The 21,928-nt window shown below is 45.5% G+C and carries 16 protein-coding genes; 12 read left to right on the forward strand and 4 right to left on the reverse strand.

Translation table 11 applies throughout. The annotated features are described in order from the left end of the window. Positions 1 to 50 precede the first annotated feature (50 nt). From SJY28_RS06800 to SJY28_RS06815, 4 genes are all read right to left on the reverse strand, one after another. Positions 51 to 1,844 (reverse strand): phosphomannomutase, encoded by a 1,794-nt coding sequence (locus SJY28_RS06800; protein WP_379543894.1) that lies wholly within the window; start codon positions 1,842 to 1,844, stop codon positions 51 to 53. Positions 1,845 to 1,981: 137 nt separating this feature from the next. Then, positions 1,982 to 2,446, reverse strand: a complete 465-nt coding sequence (dut, locus tag SJY28_RS06805) for a dUTP diphosphatase (RefSeq protein ID WP_379543895.1) — start codon at positions 2,444 to 2,446, stop codon at positions 1,982 to 1,984. Between the two features lie 184 nt (positions 2,447 to 2,630). Next, positions 2,631 to 4,034 carry a magnesium transporter gene (gene mgtE / locus SJY28_RS06810; protein ID WP_201555958.1) on the reverse strand — a complete coding sequence of 468 codons (1,404 nt, stop codon included), beginning with the start codon at positions 4,032 to 4,034 and terminating at the stop codon, positions 2,631 to 2,633. 156 nt (positions 4,035 to 4,190) lie between these two features. After that, entirely contained in the window at positions 4,191 to 6,224 is a 2,034-nt protein-coding gene (locus tag SJY28_RS06815; protein ID WP_201547616.1) for a UvrD-helicase domain-containing protein, read from the reverse strand. 845 nt (positions 6,225 to 7,069) lie between these two features. Between SJY28_RS06815 and ndhC the strand changes: the two genes are divergently transcribed. The 12 genes from ndhC (at position 7,070) to nuoM (ending at position 21,925) form a co-directional block, all read left to right on the forward strand. Continuing rightward, a complete protein-coding gene (ndhC, locus tag SJY28_RS06820; protein ID WP_102091044.1) occupies positions 7,070 to 7,693 on the forward strand; it encodes an NADH-quinone oxidoreductase subunit A in 624 nt (207 codons plus the stop codon). Positions 7,694 to 7,867: 174 nt separating this feature from the next. Then, a complete protein-coding gene (locus SJY28_RS06825; protein ID WP_101206265.1) occupies positions 7,868 to 8,536 on the forward strand; it encodes an NADH-quinone oxidoreductase subunit B family protein in 669 nt (222 codons plus the stop codon). Positions 8,537 to 8,688: 152 nt separating this feature from the next. Beyond that, entirely contained in the window at positions 8,689 to 10,464 is a 1,776-nt protein-coding gene (gene nuoC, locus SJY28_RS06830) for an NADH-quinone oxidoreductase subunit C/D (protein ID WP_057758925.1), read from the forward strand. A gap of 147 nt (positions 10,465 to 10,611) precedes the next feature. Further along, positions 10,612 to 11,121 (forward strand): NADH-quinone oxidoreductase subunit NuoE, encoded by a 510-nt coding sequence (gene nuoE, locus SJY28_RS06835; RefSeq protein ID WP_057758927.1) that lies wholly within the window; start codon positions 10,612 to 10,614, stop codon positions 11,119 to 11,121. After that, positions 11,118 to 12,542 (forward strand): NADH-quinone oxidoreductase subunit NuoF, encoded by a 1,425-nt coding sequence (gene nuoF, locus SJY28_RS06840; protein ID WP_114700720.1) that lies wholly within the window; start codon positions 11,118 to 11,120, stop codon positions 12,540 to 12,542. Before nuoE ends, nuoF begins: the two co-directional genes overlap by 4 nt. 10 nt (positions 12,543 to 12,552) lie before the next feature. Next, positions 12,553 to 15,621, forward strand: coding sequence for an NADH-quinone oxidoreductase subunit NuoG (nuoG, locus tag SJY28_RS06845; RefSeq protein ID WP_379543896.1), 3,069 nt, complete (start codon positions 12,553 to 12,555; stop codon positions 15,619 to 15,621). A gap of 52 nt (positions 15,622 to 15,673) precedes the next feature. Next, complete coding sequence (gene nuoH, locus SJY28_RS06850; RefSeq protein ID WP_179798733.1) at positions 15,674 to 16,666, forward strand: NADH-quinone oxidoreductase subunit NuoH; 993 nt, start codon at positions 15,674 to 15,676, stop codon at positions 16,664 to 16,666. 55 nt (positions 16,667 to 16,721) lie between these two features. Further along, positions 16,722 to 17,270: an NADH-quinone oxidoreductase subunit NuoI gene (gene nuoI / locus SJY28_RS06855; RefSeq protein ID WP_010198902.1), complete on the forward strand. Its 549-nt coding sequence runs from the start codon at positions 16,722 to 16,724 to the stop codon at positions 17,268 to 17,270. Then, positions 17,267 to 18,010, forward strand: coding sequence for an NADH-quinone oxidoreductase subunit J (gene nuoJ / locus SJY28_RS06860; RefSeq protein ID WP_379543897.1), 744 nt, complete (start codon positions 17,267 to 17,269; stop codon positions 18,008 to 18,010). Before nuoI ends, nuoJ begins: the two co-directional genes overlap by 4 nt. Before the next feature lie 98 nt (positions 18,011 to 18,108). Next, positions 18,109 to 18,417 carry an NADH-quinone oxidoreductase subunit NuoK gene (gene nuoK / locus SJY28_RS06865; protein WP_025653102.1) on the forward strand — a complete coding sequence of 103 codons (309 nt, stop codon included), beginning with the start codon at positions 18,109 to 18,111 and terminating at the stop codon, positions 18,415 to 18,417. Positions 18,418 to 18,421: 4 nt separating this feature from the next. Next, positions 18,422 to 20,296 carry an NADH-quinone oxidoreductase subunit L gene (gene nuoL / locus SJY28_RS06870; RefSeq protein WP_379543898.1) on the forward strand — a complete coding sequence of 625 codons (1,875 nt, stop codon included), beginning with the start codon at positions 18,422 to 18,424 and terminating at the stop codon, positions 20,294 to 20,296. A 3-nt stretch (positions 20,297 to 20,299) separates the two neighbouring features. Further along, positions 20,300 to 21,925 carry an NADH-quinone oxidoreductase subunit M gene (gene nuoM / locus SJY28_RS06875; protein ID WP_379543899.1) on the forward strand — a complete coding sequence of 542 codons (1,626 nt, stop codon included), beginning with the start codon at positions 20,300 to 20,302 and terminating at the stop codon, positions 21,923 to 21,925. The last annotated feature ends 3 nt before the right edge of the window (positions 21,926 to 21,928 follow it).

Below are 21,928 nucleotides of genomic sequence, written 5' to 3' on the forward strand. Positions count from 1 at the left end.
TTGGTTGTTTTTCTATTATATCTAATGAGACAGTGATATGTTTTATGAGGCTACTCCGCAGGAATAGCAAGAATCTGTTCAGCTAGCGCTGCGTTAAATGGTCGGCATAAAACGGCAAATGTCGCCTGAATATCTTTTAGGTCATCTATACTGTCACCCGCAAAGCGCGCGGTCAGGCTATTGCTGGTATTTGATTGACGCAGTACGCCAAAGCCATGCGCAAAATCTAAACGCACACCATCGATACAGCTCAGCTTGGTCCCTACAGGTAATAATTCATGCGTCTGTTTTAATGCTATTTGCGCCTTCGCAGTAGCGCAAGTACACACTGACGACTTGCATATTGTGACGGGCAGGCAAGTATCTTTTAACTGCTGACTAGATGAAGAATCAGTATGAGTAGACATATCTACTAGATGCTGCAAGTAATGACAAAATCTCGTTAATTGCTCTACGAGAGAGCAGTCGGTAGTAGCGGTCTGCGGCATTGGCAAGTAATGGTCAGCAGTACTGACTATAGTGGGCAAGTTTTGGATGATATCTGCTAGCGGTTTTTTATCATTAGTATCATCATGAGGTTGGTCAAGCCAATGCAGCAACCGTAATGCAGCATACATCGCATCATCATAAGGGATAAAGCGGCTATCATTAAAGATGAAATGCCCTGATAATTCACCAGCGAAAACAATCTGATTGTCAGGATGCTGTACCTGCTGGCGCATAAAGCTGCTGCCAGTCTTGCTAATCACAGGTATAGTACCAAGCTCAGATAACAGTCTTGGTAAATGATGGGCGCACTTAATATCGAAAAGAACTTCAGACGCTAATAAAGAGGCGCTAAGAGAGTTAGGATGTTCAGTAATAGCAATACGTGCCAGTAGATAGAGCAAATGATCGGGCGTAACTATTTTGCCGTTGTTATCAACGATCATCAAACGATCGCCATCGCCATCAAACGCCAAGCCGATATCTGCTACGTGCAGCACAACGGCTCGTTGCAATTCGTTTAAGCGGTTTGGTTCGGTAGGGTCTGGATTACCAAGGGGGAAATTGCCATTGGGGGTATCATTGAGAAAAATAACATGCTGGCAAAAACGTTCGAACAAGCGTTGAGCAATGCTACCGGTTGCACCGTGCATACAGTCAATAACTATGACTAAATCAAGTTTATAAGCGTTTTTTTGATTGGCTTTAGTTGCCGAGTGATTGTGCTGAAATAATTTTTCAAATACCTGCGCAATAGCATCGATATATACATTACCTACTTGATTAGTAGGTGATTGCTCAAGCAAATCTGTTGGCAATTTTGAGTCGTAGTTATTATCAATGTTTTCTGAATGTAAGATAGGATTGGTAGCTTGGCTATCGGGATAGGCGTGACAACTATGATTAGCGGTTATTTGATGATAGAGCGTCTGTATCTCTGAGCTACTAGGAGACTTGTTATTTACTAACCATTTGATGCCTAATATGTCTTTAGCGGAATGGCTCGCTGTTGCAACTATGCCATGACCTTGATATTGCGCTGCCCAAAATGCCATCATCGGCGTGGTAACCAGACCTAACTGGATTACGCGTAAACCCTGCTGAGCTAGTACAGTAGAAAGTGTGGATGCAATGGCCTCACTGCCAATACGCATATCATAACCAACAACGACAACATTCTGCTTAGTCTCAACAGTGGCATTAGCATTGATGTCTTGAGTCGGTTGGCTATTTTGCGCATTATAGAGAGTAGCAAAAGCATGGCCTAACGCTTGTATAAAACTACTAGTAAAATACTGGTTGGCACCACGAATATCATAAGCACGGAATAAGGATTGCTGCGCCGCAAAAGGTGGCATTGCTTACTCTCCTTATAACCGTGATAGGTGTTCAATGATAAATAAAAAATGAATAGCGCAAGGCTTTATATATAGCTCAAGCAAAATTCTAATCGCTATCTAAAAATTACTAACAGGATGGACCATCAAAATAGCTACTATTGACGACCTGAGTGTCCAAACCCGCCTGCACCGCGTACGCTTTCATCACTGAATTCTGCAACCACTTTAAACTCAGGACGCGCAACAGGTACCACGATGTACTGTGCCATACGCTCAGCTGGATTAAGAACAAAGTCTTCGTTACTGCGGTTCCAAATACTAACCATCAGCTCGCCTTGATAGTCAGCATCGATTAGCCCAACTAAGTTACCCAAGACGATACCGTGCTTATGACCAAGACCTGAACGCGGTAAAATCATACCTGCATAGTTAGGGTCTTGGATATAAACCGCAAGGCCTGTGCCAATTAAATGGGTTTCACCTGCTTTAATCGTTAATGGCTCGTCAATACAAGCACGCAAATCAATACCTGCACTGCCATCGGTGGCACGAGTGGGTAGAGAAAACGCTTTATCTTCAGTAATTTTAGGGTTTACCACTTTAACTTGTACAGCTTGCATAACACACTCACTTAACGATTTGATGGTTTTTAAATTATGATTTAAAACTAAGGCCTTGAACTAAGGTCTTGAACTAAGGTCTTGAACTAAGGTCTAAATAAATCTTATTCGAAATTTTTATACAAATAACAATTCTATATTTCAGTAATTCAGTAATTCAGTAATTCAGTAATTCAGCAAAAAACTAAAGTATCAGCACGCTAGCCAATCCTAAAAAGGACATAAAGCCGACGATATCTGTGACGGTCGTTAGGATAACCGAAGCAGATAGAGCAGGGTCGATATTCATCCGTTTTAGCATCAGCGGTATGCTGATCCCCGAGACATTAGCCGCAGTCATGTTGATCGCAATGGCAAAACCGATGACGGCACTGATCTTAATATCATGAAACCATAGCTGAGCAATAAACGCCATAATTATCGCCCAGATGATACCGTTGATTGCGCCCACCCACAGCTCTTTATTCAACAGCCAGACACGGTTAGAACCACCGATTTGACCCATCGCCATCCCGCGGATAACGACCGTTAGCGTCTGCGAGCCAGCAATACCGCCCATACTGGCGACTACTGGCATCAATATCGCTAGCGCCACGACTTGTGCCAATACTTCTTCAAACTGTCCAATCACTGCTGCGGCCAATAGGGCGGTACATAAATTGATACCTAGCCAGACGCTACGGCTTTTGGCACTGGTTAGGATAGGGGCAAACAGCTCTTCATCTTGGCTAACACCAGCGAGGTTTTTCATGGTACTGTCGACATCATCTTGGATAATCTCCATGATGTCCTCGCCGTTTAGTTGACCAACCAGCTCGCCATGGCTATTGATGACGGGGGCAAAACGGATGTCTTCTGAACGAAAAATCGCAGCAGCATCTTGAATATCCAAGCGATCGTTAATCGTAATGGCAGTGTCAATCAGATCCGAAACTAATGTATTCTGTTTATGCTTAATTAAATCTACTAGACTCAGTAGTCCCAGCAATTGCTGGCTTTGATCGACAACGAGCAGCTCTTGGCTCTCGTCATCGAGCAGGTCGTCGTTTTCACGTAGCCACTCTTGCACATCAGCCAAATAGATATCATCCCTTATCTGGATAATATCGGGATCCATATAGCTACCTACTTCCCAGTCGGCATAGGTATCAAGTTTGTTGACTTGAACCCGCGTCTCTTCGTCTAGCGTTGCCATGACTGAGGTACGTACGCTCTCAGTAACAGTGTCCAAAATCTCAGATATATCTTGCGCATCAAGATCTTGGGTAAACAACGATATTTCTTGAGAAGAAATGTTCTCCATCAACGGCTGGCGGGTATCGACATCTAGCTCGGCAAGTACCTCACCCTTGATATGCTCTGGCACCTGCGCCCAAATCAACAGACGGTTTTGAGTTGGGAAGGACTCTAGTAGGTTGGCAATCTCATATTCGGACTGCTTTTCCAGAAACTCTGTAATGGCCTCGTATGCTTTATCAGCAACCAAACCCTGCAGATACAGAAGCTTATATTCGGCACTATATTCAGCCGAATTATAGTCTCCTGACAGCATGGCAGTTCGTTCCTGATTGGGCGTCGGGGTAGGCATAAGTGTTCCAAGTTTTTACAGTCAAGTTTTTACAGTATATAAAGAACAATAACAATGACGATTATAACAATCGCCTTTTGCACAGTCTAAAGCGTATTCTCGCAAGCGTTTTACTTAGGTGTTTATTGCTTAGGTGCTTAAATGTCTTGAGTAAGATTAACGCTTACCCAGTAATGCTCGAATATTGGCCAGATATTCATCAGCGACGGCTTCTGGGTCTTTGGTCGCTTTTTTCTTTTTCGCTTTGGCAGGCCAGTCAATATGATCCTCAGGTAGCTCATCCAGAAATCTTGATTCTGAGGTAACTCGCATCTGACCACCAGCACGGCGCTGGGTCGCGAGTGTCAATGTCAGCTCACGGCGTGCACGGGTAATGCCCACGTACATCAGACGGCGCTCTTCTTCGACCGTCTCACTCATGATAGAGTTGCGATGCGGTAGCATCTCCTCTTCAAGACCCATGATATAAACAAAATCAAACTCCAAACCTTTTGCCGCATGTAAGGTCATCAAGTTAACTTTGTTGGTATTCTCTTCTTCTTGCTGCTGCTCAAGCATATCAAGCAAAACCAGCTTACGAATGATGGTATCAATCGTTCGATCTTCGTCTTCTTCAGCGCGATTAATCAAGGACTGAATACTGGTGTACAGCATATCGATATTATCAATACGGTTTTTTTCTTGTTGCGGCGTTTTGGCATCGCTACGGACAAAATCAATATAACCCGTCTCATCAATCATTTGGCGTACGATAGGTACAGGGTCAGGATGTTGATCTAGCTCACGCGTATAGTGCTCGATGAATTCACCAAACTCTTTTATCGTACCATAAGCCTTTGACGGCAATACATGAGTCAGACCAGCGTGGGTACAAGAGGCCAGTAACGATATGCTGTGCTCTTGCGCAAACAAACCGAGTTTTTCTAACGTGGCTGGTCCCATACCGCGCTTAGGTGTATTGATAATACGCAAAAATGCGCTGTCATCTTCGGGATTCAAAATCAGACGCAGATAGCCCATGATGTCTTTGATTTCACTACGCGCAAAGAATGATTGACCACCCGATAACTTATAAGGTACTTGCAACTGGCGTAATTGTGCCTCTAGCATACGTGCCTGAAAGTTACTGCGGTACAGCACCGCATACTGTTCCCACTCGTTACCAAAGCGCAGCTTATGCGTGACGATTTCTTTGGCCACGCGCTCGGATTCATCATCGTCATTACGGCAGTTAATGATGCGGATTTTTTCGCCTTGGCCTTTATCTGACCACAATTTTTTCTCGAATAAATGCTCGTTATTTAGAATGACGGCGTTGGCCGAAGTCAAAATACGCGTGGTTGAGCGATAGTTTTGCTCAAGCATAACGATTTTCAGTTTTGGAAAATCTTCTTTTAGCAGTGCCATGTTTTCGGGCTTTGCCCCGCGCCACGCATAGATAGATTGGTCATCATCACCAACCACGGTAAAGCGACCTTGCGGCCCAACCAAGTATTTAATCATCTCATACTGGGCGGTATTGGTATCCTGATACTCATCGACCAATAGATAACGAATACGGTTTTGCCATTTGTCACGCAGTTCTCTGTTCTCACGTAATATCTTGGTTGGCAGTACAATCAAGTCATCAAAATCGACGGCATTATAAGCACGCAAGTTACGCTCATAAAGCGCATATAACGTGGCAAAAATCATGTCTTCTGGATCGTCTAGCGTTTCCATCGCCTTATCGGGCTCGACCAAATCATTTTTCCAATCCGAAATCATTTTGATGGCTTTACCGACCAACTCGCGACTTTCAGCGCCACTCAAGTTGTCGCGCATCATTAGTTCCATCAGCAATCGCTTACTGTCGTCGCTGTCCATGATGGAAAAGTTGCCTTTTAGCGGAGTATGAATCAGCTCATAGCGCAAAAACTGTAAACCAAATTGGTGAAAGGTCGATACCGTTAACCCGCGCATTTTTTCGCTTGGTAGCAGTTTACTGACACGTGCTTTCATTTCACGTGCCGCTTTATTGGTAAAGGTCACGGCGGTGATGCGCTCAGCTGGCATGTCACATTCTTGGATTAGGTAAGCAATCTTACGCGTAATCACAGAGGTTTTGCCGGAGCCAGCACCTGCAAGTACAAGTAATGGACCAGATACGTAGAGCATGGCCTCGGATTGTTTGGGATTGAGTTGACTCATAACGTGACCTGTAAGACAAAAGCAAAAAAGAGGGTAGCGCTGATATGACAAAGATAGATAAACGCAGCGTGCATCATCAAAATTCGTATCGTTGCGATATTTTAATAATCTTTATTGTAAGAATAATAGAATTTAAGGTTTGATGATGGCATATCATAAAAATCTGGTGGGTCATTATAAAGCAAAAATGCTCACTTTGGGGGAGGACTTGGGTGATGAAAGTGGGGTATTCGGACACTTAATTTTTGACAAATAGCGTGGCAGTGTTTGCTCGTAGCCAAAAGTACGGATTTGGGGTTAATATAAGGTAAGGTCTATATCATAATTCATAGTAAAAAAAACACATTTTTTTTACACAGAAAGTGACCGTTCAATACAGTTAAAAACTAGCTTTTAGGCACTGATATGCGTATAGTACGTAAATAATTTATGCCAGTTGTCACGTCATTGTTGACCACGTGTAATGAGCTATTAAATCAATTAAGTAAGCAGTCAGATATGATATTGATTTAATACGTTGATCTTACGTTGTTAGAAGATGCGTTGGGCGACCAGCCTTTATCCGCGCGCATACCGGAATCTCTACAGTTGGTCACGTCTGACATCGTCGTCAATAAGCTTGATAATTGGTTGTTACCAGCAAAATACCTAACATGTGACTCAATGACAGTTACTTAAACACAGTGACAGTTGCTGAAGTGCAGTGACAATTACTTAAATAAAGTCACTTTTTAAATAAAGTCACTTTGTGTTTTCGTCTGCGTTATACCTGTCGCAACATGGCCTGAGTGGGTCAGTGCTTGCGCTGTGTCTAACACTCGATTGGGTGAGGAGCACGTATTATCATGTCTGCTTTTAATTGGTCAGCCATTGCTTTTATTTTAGCCGCCATTGGGCTAGTTGTCTTTATGCTGGTCGTACCGCGCTTACTTGGCGGTCGCTCTCAAGGCTCACAAAAGGAAGAAGTATTTGAAGCGGGTGTTGTCGGATCTGGCAACGCCCGTATTCGTTTGTCTGCCAAATTTTATTTGGTCGCAATCTTCTTTGTGATTTTTGATTTAGAGGCGCTATATCTCTACGCTTATGCTGTGTCGGTACGGGAGGCTGGTTGGCTTGGCTTTGCCGCCGCTGGCACGTTTATCACTATTCTAATTATCGGTTTGATTTATGAGCTGAGCTTGGGTGCGATGAACTGGGCACCTGCTGATAAGTTACGCAAAAAAGCACGCTTATATGCGGCGCCTGCAGGCTTTAATTTGGCAGACATCACCAAGTTTGATGGTGCTCATGAGCTAATGGTCGATCCGACAGGTAAAGTACCCGCGCAGTCATCCGGTCAAATCAATGTCTCAAACAATATTGAGACCAATCGTCGTCATCTACAAAACATCGATCATATTAATACCACGGGTAACGTTACTTCTGTGGATTTTGCGACGTCTGCTCAGCAGGACAAAACTGAACGTTAGTAGCAGTTGATGCTCAGCTTATAGCGTTTGCAAAAACGAGCAGCAAAGCATGAAGGCGTCAGTTCTGTTTGTATTAATGATCGCTGATGATTAGCCACTTATTAATAATAAAATTATGGCGACAGCGCGAGCAAGATGATTGCCACGCCAAGCCTAATATGAAGGTTGTATGTTATGAAATACACATTAACAAAAGCCAACCCCGATGCAGATACCTATCCTGCACAGACCAGTCAAACGGTCAATGATCCTATCGAAGATGAAGTGAATAAAAACGTCTTTATGGGTCGTCTCGAAGACCTCGTTCATTCAACAGCAAACTGGGGGCGTAAGAACTCACTGTGGCCATTTAACTTTGGTACCTCTTGCTGTTATGTTGAATACGCTACTACCTTAACCGCCGTTCATGATTTGTCACGTTTTGGGGCAGAGGTTATTCGTGCCTCGCCTCGTCAAGCGGATGTCATGATCGTCGCTGGTACTTGCTTCGTTAAGATGGCCCCTGTCATCCAGCGCCTATATGAGCAAATGCTTGAGCCAAAATGGGTTATCTCTATGGGTGCCTGTGCCAACTCGGGCGGCATGTATGATATTTATTCTGTCGTACAAGGCGTCGATAAGATTATCCCTGTTGATGTGTATGTGCCAGGTTGTCCGCCGCGTCCAGAAGCGCTTATTCAGGGTTTGATGTTGTTACAAGAATCTATTACTAAAGAGCGTCGTCCGCTGGGTATCCATGTCAATGAGCAGGGTATCTATCAGCCGCAAATGACGCCTGAGCGTGACCGCAAGCAGGCAGATCGTATCGCTGTTAAAAACTTGCGCAGCCCAGATAGCATTTAAGTTTCAAACAGCATTTAGACTTGTAGCAACAGTTTCAATATTTTATGCGCTTATCATAGTTCGGTTATGATTAACATAGCTCAGTTATGGTTGACATAGTTCGGTTATGACTAACATAGTTCAGTTATGATTAATGAAGGAATACATCATTCATGGTCACGGTAGTCGAAAACATAGATCCTAAGATCAAGCCCGTCCCAGCAGTTATCACAGAGCTGGAGCAAAAGTATGCTGGTAAATTTGTCGTGCAGCAGACTGTGGATGAGATTCCAACGGTTTGGGTGGCGCGTGCTGATTTATTAGATATTCTTTTATTCTTGCGTAAACTGCCTAAACCTTACGTCATGCTATTTGACTTGTCAGCGATAGATGAGCGTTTACGCCAGCATCGCGCGGGTTTGCCTGACAGTGATTTTACGGTGTTTTATCACTTAATGTCGCTTGAGCGCAATAGTGATGTACGTATCAAGGTCGCGCTGAGCGAAGACGATGTCAATGTACCGAGCGCCACCAATATTTGGCCAAACGCCAACTGGTATGAGCGTGAAGTGTGGGACATGTTCGGTATCGTCTTTACAGGTCATCCGCATTTGACCCGTATTTTATTACCAAAATACTGGGAAGGACATCCACTGCGTAAAGAATATCATGCACGCGCGACGGAATTTACCCCGTACTTCTTGAATACGGCCAAGCAGCAATACGAGCAAGAGAACCTGCGTTTCGTCCCAGAAGAGTGGGGCATGAAGCGTTCAGGTCGTGACGAAGACTTTATGTTCTTGAACATCGGTCCTAACCATCCCTCTGCTCACGGTGCATTCCGTTTGGTATTACAGCTAGATGGCGAAGAAGTCGTCGATTGTATTCCTGATATTGGCTATCACCATCGCGGCGCAGAAAAGATGGCTGAGCGTCAAACTTGGCACTCATTTATTCCTTATACCGACCGTATCGATTATCTTGGCGGCGTAATGAATGAGCTGCCATACATCATGTCGGTCGAAAAGCTTGCTGGAATCACTATTCCACCGCGCGCTGAAACTATTCGCGTGATGATGAGCGAGTTTTTCCGTATTACCAATAACTTACTATTCGTCGGTACGTTCATTCAGGATGCGGGCGGTATGACCCCTGTATTCTATATGTTTACCGATCGCCAAAAAGCTTATGACGTTATCGAAGCCGTGACTGGCTATCGTATGCACCCCGCTTGGTTCCGTATCGGCGGTACTGCTGCTGATCTGCCACGTGGCTGGCAGCGTTTGGTTCGTGAGTTCTTAGATTGGATGCCAAAACGCTTGGACGAGTATGTCAAAGCGGCATTACAAAACAGCGTGCTCAAAGGCCGTACCCAAGGGGTTGCTCAGTATAATGCTAAGCAAGCACTTGCTTGGGGCGTGACGGGCGCTGGTCTGCGCGCGACAGGCGTTGATTTCGACCTGCGTAAAGCGCGTCCATACATGGGTTATGAGAATTACGATTTTGAAGTGCCAGTCGGTTACAACGGTGATGCGTATGATCGCTGTATGGTCAAAGTCGAAGAGATGCGTCAGTCGTTACGTATCATCCGCCAGTGTATGGACAATATGCCACAAGGCCCTTACAAAGCGGATCATCCACTGGCCGTACCACCGCCGAAAGACCGTACGCTAAATGATATCGAAACGCTTATTAATCACTTTATCTCAGTATCTTGGGGTCCTGTGATGCCAGCGGGCGAATGTACGACGATCGTCGAGGCGACTAAAGGTCTGAACAGTTATTACATCACTTCAGACAAGGCCACGATGAGCTATCGTACCCGTATCCGTACACCGACATTTGCGCATTTGCAACAGATGCCGTCGGTCATCAATGGCTCGCTGGTTTCTGATGCCATTATGTACCTAGCATCGATTGATATTGTGATGGCGGATTGTGATCGTTAGAGCCGCTGCTTCAAAAGTATTTGTTCATCAATATATTATTGCCTGATGGCACACCAAAATGCTGTCATTCGCCAATATAACTACAGTTTCAATCAGACTGATATTGGCTTGTGATAGAGCAGGATGAGTGAGGAAAGACAGAAGATTATGAAAATTGTTTCCGACAAAATGCCAAAAGTAGATGTGGAAAGCATTCTCACTAGTGATGAAATCGCTGCCATTCATGAGTTTATGCATCATTACCCACAGGCGCGTGCTGCCTCGCTAGATGCGCTAAAAATCGTGCAAAAGCGCAACGGCTGGGTCGATGATGCGCAAGCAAATGCCATTGCCAACATCCTAGACATTCCGATGTCAGACATGGATGGGGTTGCGACTTTCTTTAACCGTATTTATCGCCAACCTGTCGGTCGCCATGTGATTCTCATATGTGACTCTGTGGCTTGTTATTTGACAGGTTATGAGGCGCTGTCAGCTGAGATTAGATCGCAGCTGGGTATAGAGTACGGTCAAACCACTGCTGATGGACGTTTTACGCTATTGCCAATTTGCTGCTTGGGCAACTGTGATAAGGGACCAGCGGTACTGATTGATGAAGACACTTACGGCCCTGTCCAGCCATCTGAGGTCGCGCAATTATTGGAGCTATACGCATGAGTTTAACGATTTCAGAGCAAATTGCTCGTCGCGGTCAAGGCCAAGCGCCAAGCCAGCTAAATGCACAGCGTGTTCCAATCTATGGTGATAAAGCGACAGCCACTAGCGAAACTAAGCCTTTGACTTGGCGTCTAGCGCATCATGATGCGGTGCTTGATTTAGCTACTTATGAGTCTCTAAAAGGCTTTACGGGTCTAAAAGAAGCGCTATCCAAATCGCCTAAAGACGTTGGTAATATGATTAAAGCCGCCAATGTTCGAGGCCGCGGTGGTGCGGGCTTTAACGCTGGTCTAAAGTGGTCGTTTATGTCGCCACCAGACGGTTTGCCGCGTTATCTGATCTGTAATGCTGATGAAATGGAGCCGGGCACATTCAAAGACCGTTTGCTCATGGAGCGTCTACCGTTTCAGCTGATCGAAGGTATGCTCATTACTGCTCATGCAATTGGTGCCACTGACGGTTATATCTTTATCCGCGGTGAGTATATCTTGGCCGCTGAGCGTTTGGTCGCTGCTATCGAAGAGTGCTTGGCTAACAATCTCATGGGCGATAATATTTTAGGCTCAGATTTTAGTTTTAATCTGCATGTGCATACGGGCGCTGGACGTTATATCTGCGGTGAAGAAACAGCGCTAATTAACTGTCTAGAAGGCCGCCGTGCTAACCCACGTACTAAGCCGCCGTTTCCGCAAATCTCTGGTGCATGGGGTCGTCCAACCGTTGTTAACAACGTTGAAACTCTGTGTAATATGCCAGCGATTTTGAATCATGGCGTTGAATGGTATCAGTCGTTATCTGAAATCAAAGGCAAAAGCAAAACGCCAGGCACCAAACTATTCGGCTGCTCAGGTTTAGTTAATGATCCAGGCCTGTGGGAATTACCGTTTGGTTATACAGCTCGCGAAATCATTGAAGATTTAGCGGGTGGTATGAAAGATGGTAAAACACTGAAAGCTTGGTTACCGGGCGGCGCCTCGACTGACTTTTTGACCGCAGAGCATTTAGATGTAGTTGTGGATTTTGACACCATTCAAAACGCTGGTAGCCGTATGGGTACTGGTCTCATTATGGTCGTCGATGAATCACAAGATATGGTGCCATTACTGCGCAACCTTGAGATTTTCTTTCAGCGTGAGTCATGTGGTTGGTGTACACCATGCCGTGATGGTCTACCGTGGGGCGTGAAACTGCTTACCGCCATCAATGATGGTGAAGGGCAAGTGGGCGATGTAGAAAAACTAGAAGGCCTAACGCGTGACTTATGGATTGGTAAAACATTCTGTGCGCATGCTCCAGGTGCGATGGAACCACTAATGAGTGCGATTAAATATTTCCGTCCAGAGTTTGATCAAAAAATCGCGCAGGCGGTTGGTGTCGATGTTATTGATGCTGCAGCCAACCAACAGCCAGTAGTGAAATAAGGAGAGCGGCATGGCAGTCATACATATTGATGGAACCACTGTCGAAGTAGATAGCGCAGATAACTTGCTACAAGCCTGCTTATCACTCGGCATTGATGTGCCGTATTTTTGTTATCATCCAGCCCTTGGCTCAGTAGGCTCGTGCCGTCAGTGCGCGGTCAAGCAATTCCAAAATAAAGAAGATATGGAAGCAGGTCGCGGTCGCCTTGTGATGTCATGTATGGTCGCTCCTGGCGATGACATGTATATCTCGGTCACTGACGATGAAGCCAAAGCATTCCGCAAGTCGATGGTTGAGCTACTCATGACCAACCATCCACATGACTGTCCAACTTGTGAAGAGGGTGGACATTGTCATTTGCAGGACATGACCTATATGTCAGGTCATAGCCGTCGTCGCTATCGCTTTACCAAACGCACGCACCATAACCAAGAGCTTGGTCCATTCATCGCACATGAGATGAACCGTTGTATCGCTTGCTATCGCTGTGTACGTTTTTATAAAGACTACGCGGGCGGCGAAGATTTGGGTGTGTATGGCTCAAATAATCGTGTTTACTTTGGCCGTGATAAAGATGGTCAGTTTGAAAGCGAGTTTTCAGGCAACTTGACGGAAGTCTGTCCAACGGGTGTGTTTACTGATAAAACCCACTCTGAGCGCTACAACCGTAAATGGGACATGCAGTATGCGCCAAGCATCTGTCATGGTTGCTCAGCTGGTTGTAATATCTCACCGGGTGAGCGTTATGGTGAATTGCGCCGTATCGAAAACCGCTATAACGGTGAAGTAAACCGCTATTTCTTATGTGACCGTGGTCGTTTTGGTTATGGCTATGTCAATCGTGATGATCGTCCAACCCAAGCGCTTGAACGTATCAATGATAAGCATGTCAAAATCAATATTGACTACGCACTTGATGAAACCATCAAACGTATCAAAGATAAAAAAGTCATCGGGATTGGCTCACCGCGTGCCAGTTTAGAGACCAACTTTGCGCTAAAAAATCTCGTTGGCTTTGATAACTTCTCAACAGGTCTGAATCACCAGCAGCAAGCACTGGTCAATAAATGCATCGAAGTGCTTAGCACGGAAGGCATTTATAACCCTAGCATGACCGATATCGAAACGCATGATGCGGTGCTCGTATTAGGTGAAGACATCACACAAACTTCATCACGTGTTGCGCTGTCAGTACGTCAAGCCGCAAAAAATGAAGGATTGAAAATGGCGGCGGCGCTGCAAACGCAGCCGTGGCTTGCTGAACCAGTCAAGCGTATCGCTCAAGATGCGTTAAGCCCGGTCTATGTCATCGATGTAACGCAAACTAAGCTAGAAGATATCAGTAAAGTGAGCGTAGTGGCGACACCTGAAGACATCACCAAACTTGGCTTCAAAGTTGCTGATGAAATTGCTAATTTCGCTGATGATTTAGCAGACATAACAGATCCGCAAGCAGCTGATGCAAGTGCTGAAACTGACGGTATGCAAGCGTTGGCGCAGCAAATCGCTTATGACTTGATTCAAGCTGATAAGCCGTTAGTTGTTTCGGGTGGCAGCTTGTCTTCTACCGCATTGATAGAAGCAGCGGCACAGATTACCCAAGCATTGACCCAAAAACGCGTGGCAATCAAAGCGACTGAGCAGCAGCAGGTTGAGGCACATAATGCCAAAGTACAAGCAGCCCAAGCAAAAGCGGCTAATGACCAGCCTGAAGAAGATCAAGATTTATCTGCTAAGCCAAACAAACCTGAAACAGGCGTGAATACAGAAGCGCAGGATGATGTCGAACGTGAACCTGCTGAAAAACTCGAATTAAAAGAAGTAAATAACAAGTATCAGGCACAAGCAGGTATCTATCTAACGGTTCCTGATGCCAATAGCATGGGCGTTTGTATGCTTGGCGGTCAATCAGTAGAAGAGCTGCTAGCCACTGAGTACGATGTGGTTGTGGTTGCAGAAAACCAGCTAACAGATGCGATTGATGCCAATAAATTGACGCAGCTACTGACTGATAAAACGGTCATTGCATTAGATCATCAGCTCCTTGATTGGCATAAAGATGTCGATATTGTATTGCCAGCGGCTAGCTTTGCAGAAGCAGATGGCACGTTGATATCAGCTGAAGGCCGTGCGCAACGCTTCTTCCAAGTTTACGATAACGAATACTACCATCCAATGAGCAGCATTAAAGAAGGCTGGCGCTGGATACATGCTGTGCATAGCAGCATCGAAGGTCGTGATGTCGATTGGACGCAGCTAGATGATGTTATCAATGCATTGATCGTAACGCATCCTAAACTTGCAGGTATCAAAGGTGCTGCGCCTGATGCTGACTACCGTATAACGGGTCTGAAAATCGCGCGTCAACCGCGTCGTTATTCAGGTCGTACTGCTATGCGTGCGCCAATCTCAGTGCACGAGCCAATGCAGCCGAAAGATTTGGACACTGGTCTGACCTTCTCAATGGAAGGTTATAGCGGTAAAGAAACGCCAAGCTCGATGATTCCTTTTGCCAATGCGGCAGGTTGGAACTCACCGCAAGCGTGGAACAAATACCAAGACAAAGTCGGCGGTCATCTAAAAAATGGTGATCCGGGTGTACGTTTGTTCGATCAGCTAGCACGTTTAGAAACACGTCAGTATGTTGCGCCAGAAGCAATGTCTGCGACGACGACTGATATGCAGCAAGGCCAAGCGAAACTAGTGCCTATCTATAATATCTATGCCAGTTCAATGATGGCCTCTCGCAGTCCAATCGTCGCTGAGCAACTGCCTGTTGCTGCATGGCGTATCGGTATGGATGATGCTAAGGACTGGAATATTGCTGCTGGTGATTACTTGGCGATTGAGATTGATAAGCAACAAATCACCTTGCCAGTACAGCTGGTCGGTTATTTGGCGGAAGGCTGTATCGGTTACCCAGTTGGGCAGGTGAGTATCATTCACCCATCAATGCCAGCGTCGGTGCGTAAAGTAGATGCACCAGTGACGATGATGGGTAGCATGGCTAACGATATAATGAACAATAACGATACTGCGCAAATAAACGCAGCGCCGACCACCACACAGGAGGTGTAATATGCAAGTTACCCGTATTATCCCTGATGTGCCAAGCTTTTTGGCCAATAGCATGAGCTTTGATACTTGGTCTATTCTGTTTTTGGTGGGTCAGTCTTTAGTCATCTTTTTGGTCGTGGTATTGGTTGCCGCGATGATGATTATTTATGAGCGCCGTATGTTGGCCTTATGGCAAGATCGTTATGGTCCAAACCGCGTCGGGCCTTTTGGTTCGTTGCAGTTGGTCGCCGATATGCTCAAAATCTTCTTTAAAGAAGATTGGACACCAAATTTTACCGATAAGTTTATGTTCACGTTGGCACCTGCGGTCGCAATGTTTACTGCCTTAGCTTCATTTGCCATTATTCCTATCTCGCCAACGCTTGGCGTGGTTGATTGGGATATTGGTATTCTGTTTTTCTTTGCCATGGCTGGTATTGCTGTTTACGCGGTGATGTTCGGTGGTTGGGCATCTGCCAATAAGTTCTCGCTACTCGGTGGTTTGCGCTCAGCAGCACAGACGATCAGTTACGAAGTGTTTTTGGGTTTGTCGTTGATGGGCGTTGTTGCGCTAACAGGTTCATTTAACTTACGCGCTATTGTCGAAGCACAAGCAGACGGCTGGTATATCATCCCGCAGTTTTTCGGATTTTTGACCTTTGTCGTGGCTGGTGTAGCCGTCACTCACAGACATCCATTTGACCAACCAGAAGCAGAGCAAGAACTGGCTGAAGGTTATCATGTCGAATATTCTGGCATGAAGTTTGGTATGTTCTTTATTGGTGAGTATGTCAACGTTGTCTTGATTTCTGCATTGATGACTTGCTTGTTCTTTGGCGGTTGGCTTGCGCCGTTCAATTTAGATATTCCATTTATTCCACCAGCTTTTTGGTTCATGATTAAAACGCTGTTCTTTATGACCATGTTTGTTTTGGCTCGAGGCTCACTCATGCGTCCGCGTTATGATCAGGTGATGAACTTTGGCTGGAAAGTATGTCTGCCCGTAACCTTGATCAATTTGTTGATTACTGCTGCGGTCATTTTGATCTTTTCCCCAACGTTATAGTCATTACTAGCCATCACTGATGAACTAGGGTAAAGCTGATAAGGATAATAATCCCATGTTTACTACCATAAAAAAGACCGTCATTGGTATATTTACCATTGTCCGCAGCATGTGGATGGTCAATAGTCATGCGCTCAGACCGCGTGACACCATCCTTTATCCTGAAGAGCCGGTACCTGTACCGCCGCGTTTTCGTGGACGTATTGTCCTAACGCGTGATCCTGATGGAGACGAGCGCTGTGTCGCTTGTAATTTGTGTGCGGTGGCATGTCCGGTAGGGTGTATCTCATTACAAAAAGCCGAGCGTGAAGATGGACGCTGGTATCCAGAGTTTTTCCGTATTAACTTCTCACGCTGTATCTTTTGCGGTTTGTGTGAAGAGGCCTGTCCAACGACAGCGATTCAAATGACCCCAGATTTTGAATTGGGTGAATATAAGCGCCAAGATTTGGTCTATGAAAAAGAGCATTTGCTCATTTCAGGACCAGGTAAATACCCTGATTATAACTATTATCGTGTGACAGGTATGGCGGTAGCAGATAAACCAAAAGGCGCAGCACAAAATGAGTCTGCACCGATTGATCTAAGGAGCTTGCTACCATGATGAATATTTTGAACCATCCTGAATTGGCTGGGTTTTATTCGCTGGCGGCAGTGGCAATATTTGCCAGTCTGCGCGTAGTGACTCAGGCCAATCCAGTGCATGCTATCTTATCGATGATTGTGTCGTTGTTGGCAATTGCAGGGATATTTTTTGTATTAGGTGCGCCGTTTGCGGGTGCGCTAGAAATTGTTGTCTATGCCGGTGCCATCATGGTGCTATTCGTTTTCGTTATCATGATGCTTAATTTGGGCATGAGTAATGACGAGCGCGAAGAGCGTTGGCTCGATGCAGGCACTTGGGCAATACCAACAGGATTGACGATAATCATTGCCGTTGTGCTTTACGCGATGATTGGTCTTAATCATGATGAAGCTGTCATGATGGGTGGCACGACTATCTCTGCCAAAGCAGTGGGTACGGTGCTATTTACCAAATACATTATGTTGGTTGAAGTAGCTGCATTGCTATTATTGGCAGCCTTGGTCGCCGCTTATCATTTAGGTAAAGAGACAGTCGACGATGAGGTCATCGGTAACGATAGCCAAAACTTCAAGCCAAGCTTAGGCAGTATCAAACAATACGACAATGATAGTACGCTTACACAGCATGACGGCGTAGAAATGGCTAAGCCTTACGAATATAAAGATGTTGACCCGCATGACTATGTAGGTATGAAGGTAGGCATGAAAGCAGGTAGTCAAGTAGGTGCGAACAAAGTTACGCGCAAGGAGTCAGACTAATGGTACTAGCAGCAAGCGTGGCACAAGATGTGTCAAACGTGCCGTTTGCCCACGAGGTGGCAGGCTTAGTACAGCCAGTTGCTGAGGCGCAAAATGTACTGGGTATGATACCCATGAGTCATGGACTGATTTTGGCAGGTATTTTATTTGCCATCGGTCTGTGCGGCGTCATGGTACGACGTAACTTCCTATTCATGCTAATGAGTCTTGAGATCATGATGAATGCGGCAGCATTGGCATTTGTAGTAGCAGGTAGTCGCTGGGTCGATCCAGACGGACAGATTATGTTTATCTTTATTTTGACCTTGGCCGCGGCTGAAGCGTCAATTGGTCTGGCAATATTATTGCGTTTTTATCATCAGCGTGGGCATCTCGATGTCGATAGCGCCAATGAGATGAAAGGATGATGTCATGAGTTTATTACCATTAACCTTTATATTCCCGCTCATTGGCTTTTTGATTTTAGCCTTTATGCGCGACAAATTATCAGAGACGGTCGCAGCGATTGTTGGCGTAGGTAGCATGCTGCTCTCAGCACTATGCACGCTAGTGGTTAGCTATACCTTTTTGACCACCAACCCAGCTGGAACGGTAGTAGAGGTTCCGCTGTGGACTTGGTTCCAAGTGGGCGATTTTGCCCCACATTTCGGTTTGAGCTTTGATGGTCTTGCATTGACCATGACAGGTGTTATCACTGGGATTGGCTTTCTGATTCATCTGTTTGCCTCTTGGTATATGAAAGGCGACACTGGCTTTGCTCGCTTCTTTAGCTATATGAACTTGTTTGTGGCCAGTATGTTGTTACTGGTACTCGCAGATGACTTATTTCTGCTATATCTAGGTTGGGAAGGCGTGGGTATCTGTTCGTACCTATTGATTGGTTATTATTACCATGATAGAGCCAACGGCCGTGCTGCGATGAAAGCCTTTACCGTCACGCGTGTCGGTGATGTTTTCTTAGCCTTTGGTTTGTTTTTATTATTCCGCGAATTCGGTACGCTTAATATTCAAGAGATTATTACGCGCGCGCCAGAAGTATTCGATGTTAATAACCCAACGATGATGCTTACCACGATGATGTTGGTCGGCGGTGCGATGGGTAAATCAGCCCAGTTGCCACTACATACATGGCTTGCTGATGCGATGGCAGGTCCGACACCAGTATCGGCATTGATTCACGCGGCAACAATGGTGACGGCAGGGGTTTATTTGATTGCTCGTTTACATCCATTGTTTGAGTTGACCCCAGGCATCTTATTGTATTGGGTTGGCGGCGTAGGGGCATTGACGCTGGTCGTTGCTGGATTCTGTGCACTCGCGCAAACAGACATCAAACGTATTCTTGCGTATTCGACCATGAGTCAAATTGGCTATATGTTCTTAGCACTTGGCGTGGGCGCATGGCAAGGGGCAATCTTCCATCTGATGACCCATGCTTTCTTTAAAGCATTGCTGTTCTTATCATCAGGTGCGGTCATCCTTGCAGTACACCATGAGCAAGATATCTTTAAGATGGGCGGCCTACGTAAAAAGATCCCATTGGTATTTTGGTGTTATATCATCGGTGGCGGTGCACTTGCTGCCATACCTTGGGTTACCGTTGGTTTTTATTCTAAAGAAGCGATTCTTTGGGAAACTTATGCCACAGGTCACTTAGTACTATTTTATATGGGTGTATTCGGCGCATTCTTAACCGCGATTTATACATTCCGTATGATTTGGATCATATTCTTTGGCGAAGAAAAAACCCATGCTCATAAGCTATCAGGTGTATCGTATTGGTTGCCTTTGACCGTGTTGCTAGTGCTATCTACAGCCGTTGGTGCTTGGATTACGCCACCATTAGATGGTGTATTGCCAGAGAGCGTTGGTCATCTATTAGAAGTCGCAGGTCAAGCACATGCTAAGCACACCGCAGAATATATCGCGATGGGTGCCATGGCAGCAGGTTTGATATTGGCCGCACTGTTATATGTCGTCAACAAAGGTCGCTTGCTCACTAGCTTTAAGCGTTCACGTATTGGTGGGGCGCTATATCACTGGTGCTATCATGGCCTAGGTTTCGACGCGCTATATGATGTAATTTTTGTAAAACCCTTTTTATTCATCGGCCGCTTATTAAAAGCCGACCCTATCGATAAAACGTGGTTGCTGTTACCTAAGCTGGCCTCAGCTGGTAATAAAGTATTGTCTGCGACACAAACAGGGTCTCTTCGAAGTTATGCCACAAGCTTTGGCTTGGGTATGGCTGTATTGCTGGTGCTGGTAATGATGACGGTGGTGTAAAAGATGATTGAGTTACAACAAACGTGGATGCTACCAGCATTAATTGCAATTCCTTTTATTGCAGGATTGCTATGCTGGGTGGTAGAGCGATTTAATAAACGTCTGCCGCGCTGGATTGCCTTGATCGGTATGGCGTTGACCTTTGCTTTGTCATTAGTGCTTTGGCAGCAGGGCGATTTTAGCGGTATGAGTCAGCAGGTCATTGCGCCAGATGCTGCAGTGCCTTGGGTAGCGGAGTTCAGTGTGCCATGGATACCAAGTTTTGGTATTAGCTTTCACTTAGCACTAGATGGTTTGTCATTGATGATGGTGGCCTTAACAGGTTTGCTTGGTGTGGCCGCCGTTGCTTGTTCGTGGAATGAGATTCAGCGCCGCGTTGGCTTTTTCCACCTGAACTTGCTATGGAGTTTGGGCGGCGTCATCGGTGTTTTCTTAGCCATTGATTTGTTCTTATTCTTCTTCTTTTGGGAGATGATGCTGGTTCCTATCTACTTCTTGATCGCCATTTGGGGTCATGATGTGGTTGGCAAAACCAAAGAATACGCCGCAACCAAGTTCTTTATCTATACCCAAGCGTCTGGGCTTATCATGCTCATCGGTATTTTGGTATTGGTCATTATCAGCTACGCCCAAAAAGGGGTAGTGAGCTTTAACTATAATGACTTGCTCGGTACGTCACTTGGCGGCTGGGAATATCCAATCATGCTGTGCTTCTTCATTGGCTTTGCGGTGAAGTTGCCAATCATTCCTTTCCACGGCTGGTTGCCAGATGCGCATGCGCAGGCACCAACGGCAGGTTCGGTGGATTTGGCAGGGGTGCTCATTAAAACTGCTGCATATGGCTTGATTCGTTTTGTGTTGCCGCTATTTCCAGCAGCGTCACAAGAGTTTGCGCCGATAGCGATTACTCTAGGTACGATTGGTATCTTCTACGGTGCATGGCTTGCATTTATGCAGACTGACATGAAGCGTCTGCTGGCGTATACCAGTATCTCGCACATGGGTTTTGTGGTATTGGCAATCTATGCTGGAACATTGCTCAGCTTACAAGGTCTGATGATTCAGATGCTTGCTCATGGCTTGAGTTCAGCCGCACTATTCATCATGGCAGGACAGCTATATGAGCGTCTGCATACACGCGATTTGACCTTAATGGGTGGTATGTGGGGACAGTTCCGTTACTACGCACCGATATTGATGTTCTTCTGTGCTGCGTTGCTTGGTATTCCTGGTACGGGTAACTTCATTGGCGAGTTCATGATTTTATTTGGCTCATTTGCTCAGTATCCAGTATTCGTTGTTTTTGCAACATTCAGTTTGGTACTAGCAGGCCTTTATTCGCTTATTTTGATTCATCGCGCACTATTTGGTGAAAACAATATTGCCGCATTGGCAGAGCGAGAGACTAAGTCACATGGCTTACCTGCACGCAAATTAAAAGATTTGGGCAAGCGCGAGCTGTCATTACTACTGATGCTAGCTGCAGGTTTGGTATGGCTTGGACTGTACCCACAGCCGTTCCTTGATACCTCAAGTCACGCAATGCAGTGGATCAATAACGCATATATATACAGTCAAGTGACACAGGTAGATGCGTCGCAGCTGCTTGATGTAATGGAGGCACGTTAAGTC

It is taken from the genome of Psychrobacter sp. R86515, assembly GCF_042466315.1.
GTDB lineage: Bacteria > Pseudomonadota > Gammaproteobacteria > Pseudomonadales > Moraxellaceae > Psychrobacter.

Bases quoted from the DNA above. Each gene is read 5' to 3' on its own strand.
- SJY28_RS06800 (WP_379543894.1), bottom strand. From the start codon at position 1,844: ATGCCACCTTTTGCGGCGCAGCAATCCTTATTCCGTGCTTATGATATT.
- dut (WP_379543895.1), bottom strand. From the start codon at position 2,446: ATGCAAGCTGTACAAGTTAAAGTGGTAAACCCTAAAATTACTGAAGAT.
- mgtE (WP_201555958.1), bottom strand. From the start codon at position 4,034: ATGCCTACCCCGACGCCCAATCAGGAACGAACTGCCATGCTGTCAGGA.
- SJY28_RS06815 (WP_201547616.1), bottom strand. From the start codon at position 6,224: ATGAGTCAACTCAATCCCAAACAATCCGAGGCCATGCTCTACGTATCT.
- ndhC (WP_102091044.1), top strand. From the start codon at position 7,070: ATGTCTGCTTTTAATTGGTCAGCCATTGCTTTTATTTTAGCCGCCATT.
- SJY28_RS06825 (WP_101206265.1), top strand. From the start codon at position 7,868: ATGAAATACACATTAACAAAAGCCAACCCCGATGCAGATACCTATCCT.
- nuoC (WP_057758925.1), top strand. From the start codon at position 8,689: ATGGTCACGGTAGTCGAAAACATAGATCCTAAGATCAAGCCCGTCCCA.
- nuoE (WP_057758927.1), top strand. From the start codon at position 10,612: ATGAAAATTGTTTCCGACAAAATGCCAAAAGTAGATGTGGAAAGCATT.
- nuoF (WP_114700720.1), top strand. From the start codon at position 11,118: ATGAGTTTAACGATTTCAGAGCAAATTGCTCGTCGCGGTCAAGGCCAA.
- nuoG (WP_379543896.1), top strand. From the start codon at position 12,553: ATGGCAGTCATACATATTGATGGAACCACTGTCGAAGTAGATAGCGCA.
- nuoH (WP_179798733.1), top strand. From the start codon at position 15,674: ATGAGCTTTGATACTTGGTCTATTCTGTTTTTGGTGGGTCAGTCTTTA.
- nuoI (WP_010198902.1), top strand. From the start codon at position 16,722: ATGTTTACTACCATAAAAAAGACCGTCATTGGTATATTTACCATTGTC.
- nuoJ (WP_379543897.1), top strand. From the start codon at position 17,267: ATGATGAATATTTTGAACCATCCTGAATTGGCTGGGTTTTATTCGCTG.
- nuoL (WP_379543898.1), top strand. From the start codon at position 18,422: ATGAGTTTATTACCATTAACCTTTATATTCCCGCTCATTGGCTTTTTG.
- nuoM (WP_379543899.1), top strand. From the start codon at position 20,300: ATGATTGAGTTACAACAAACGTGGATGCTACCAGCATTAATTGCAATT.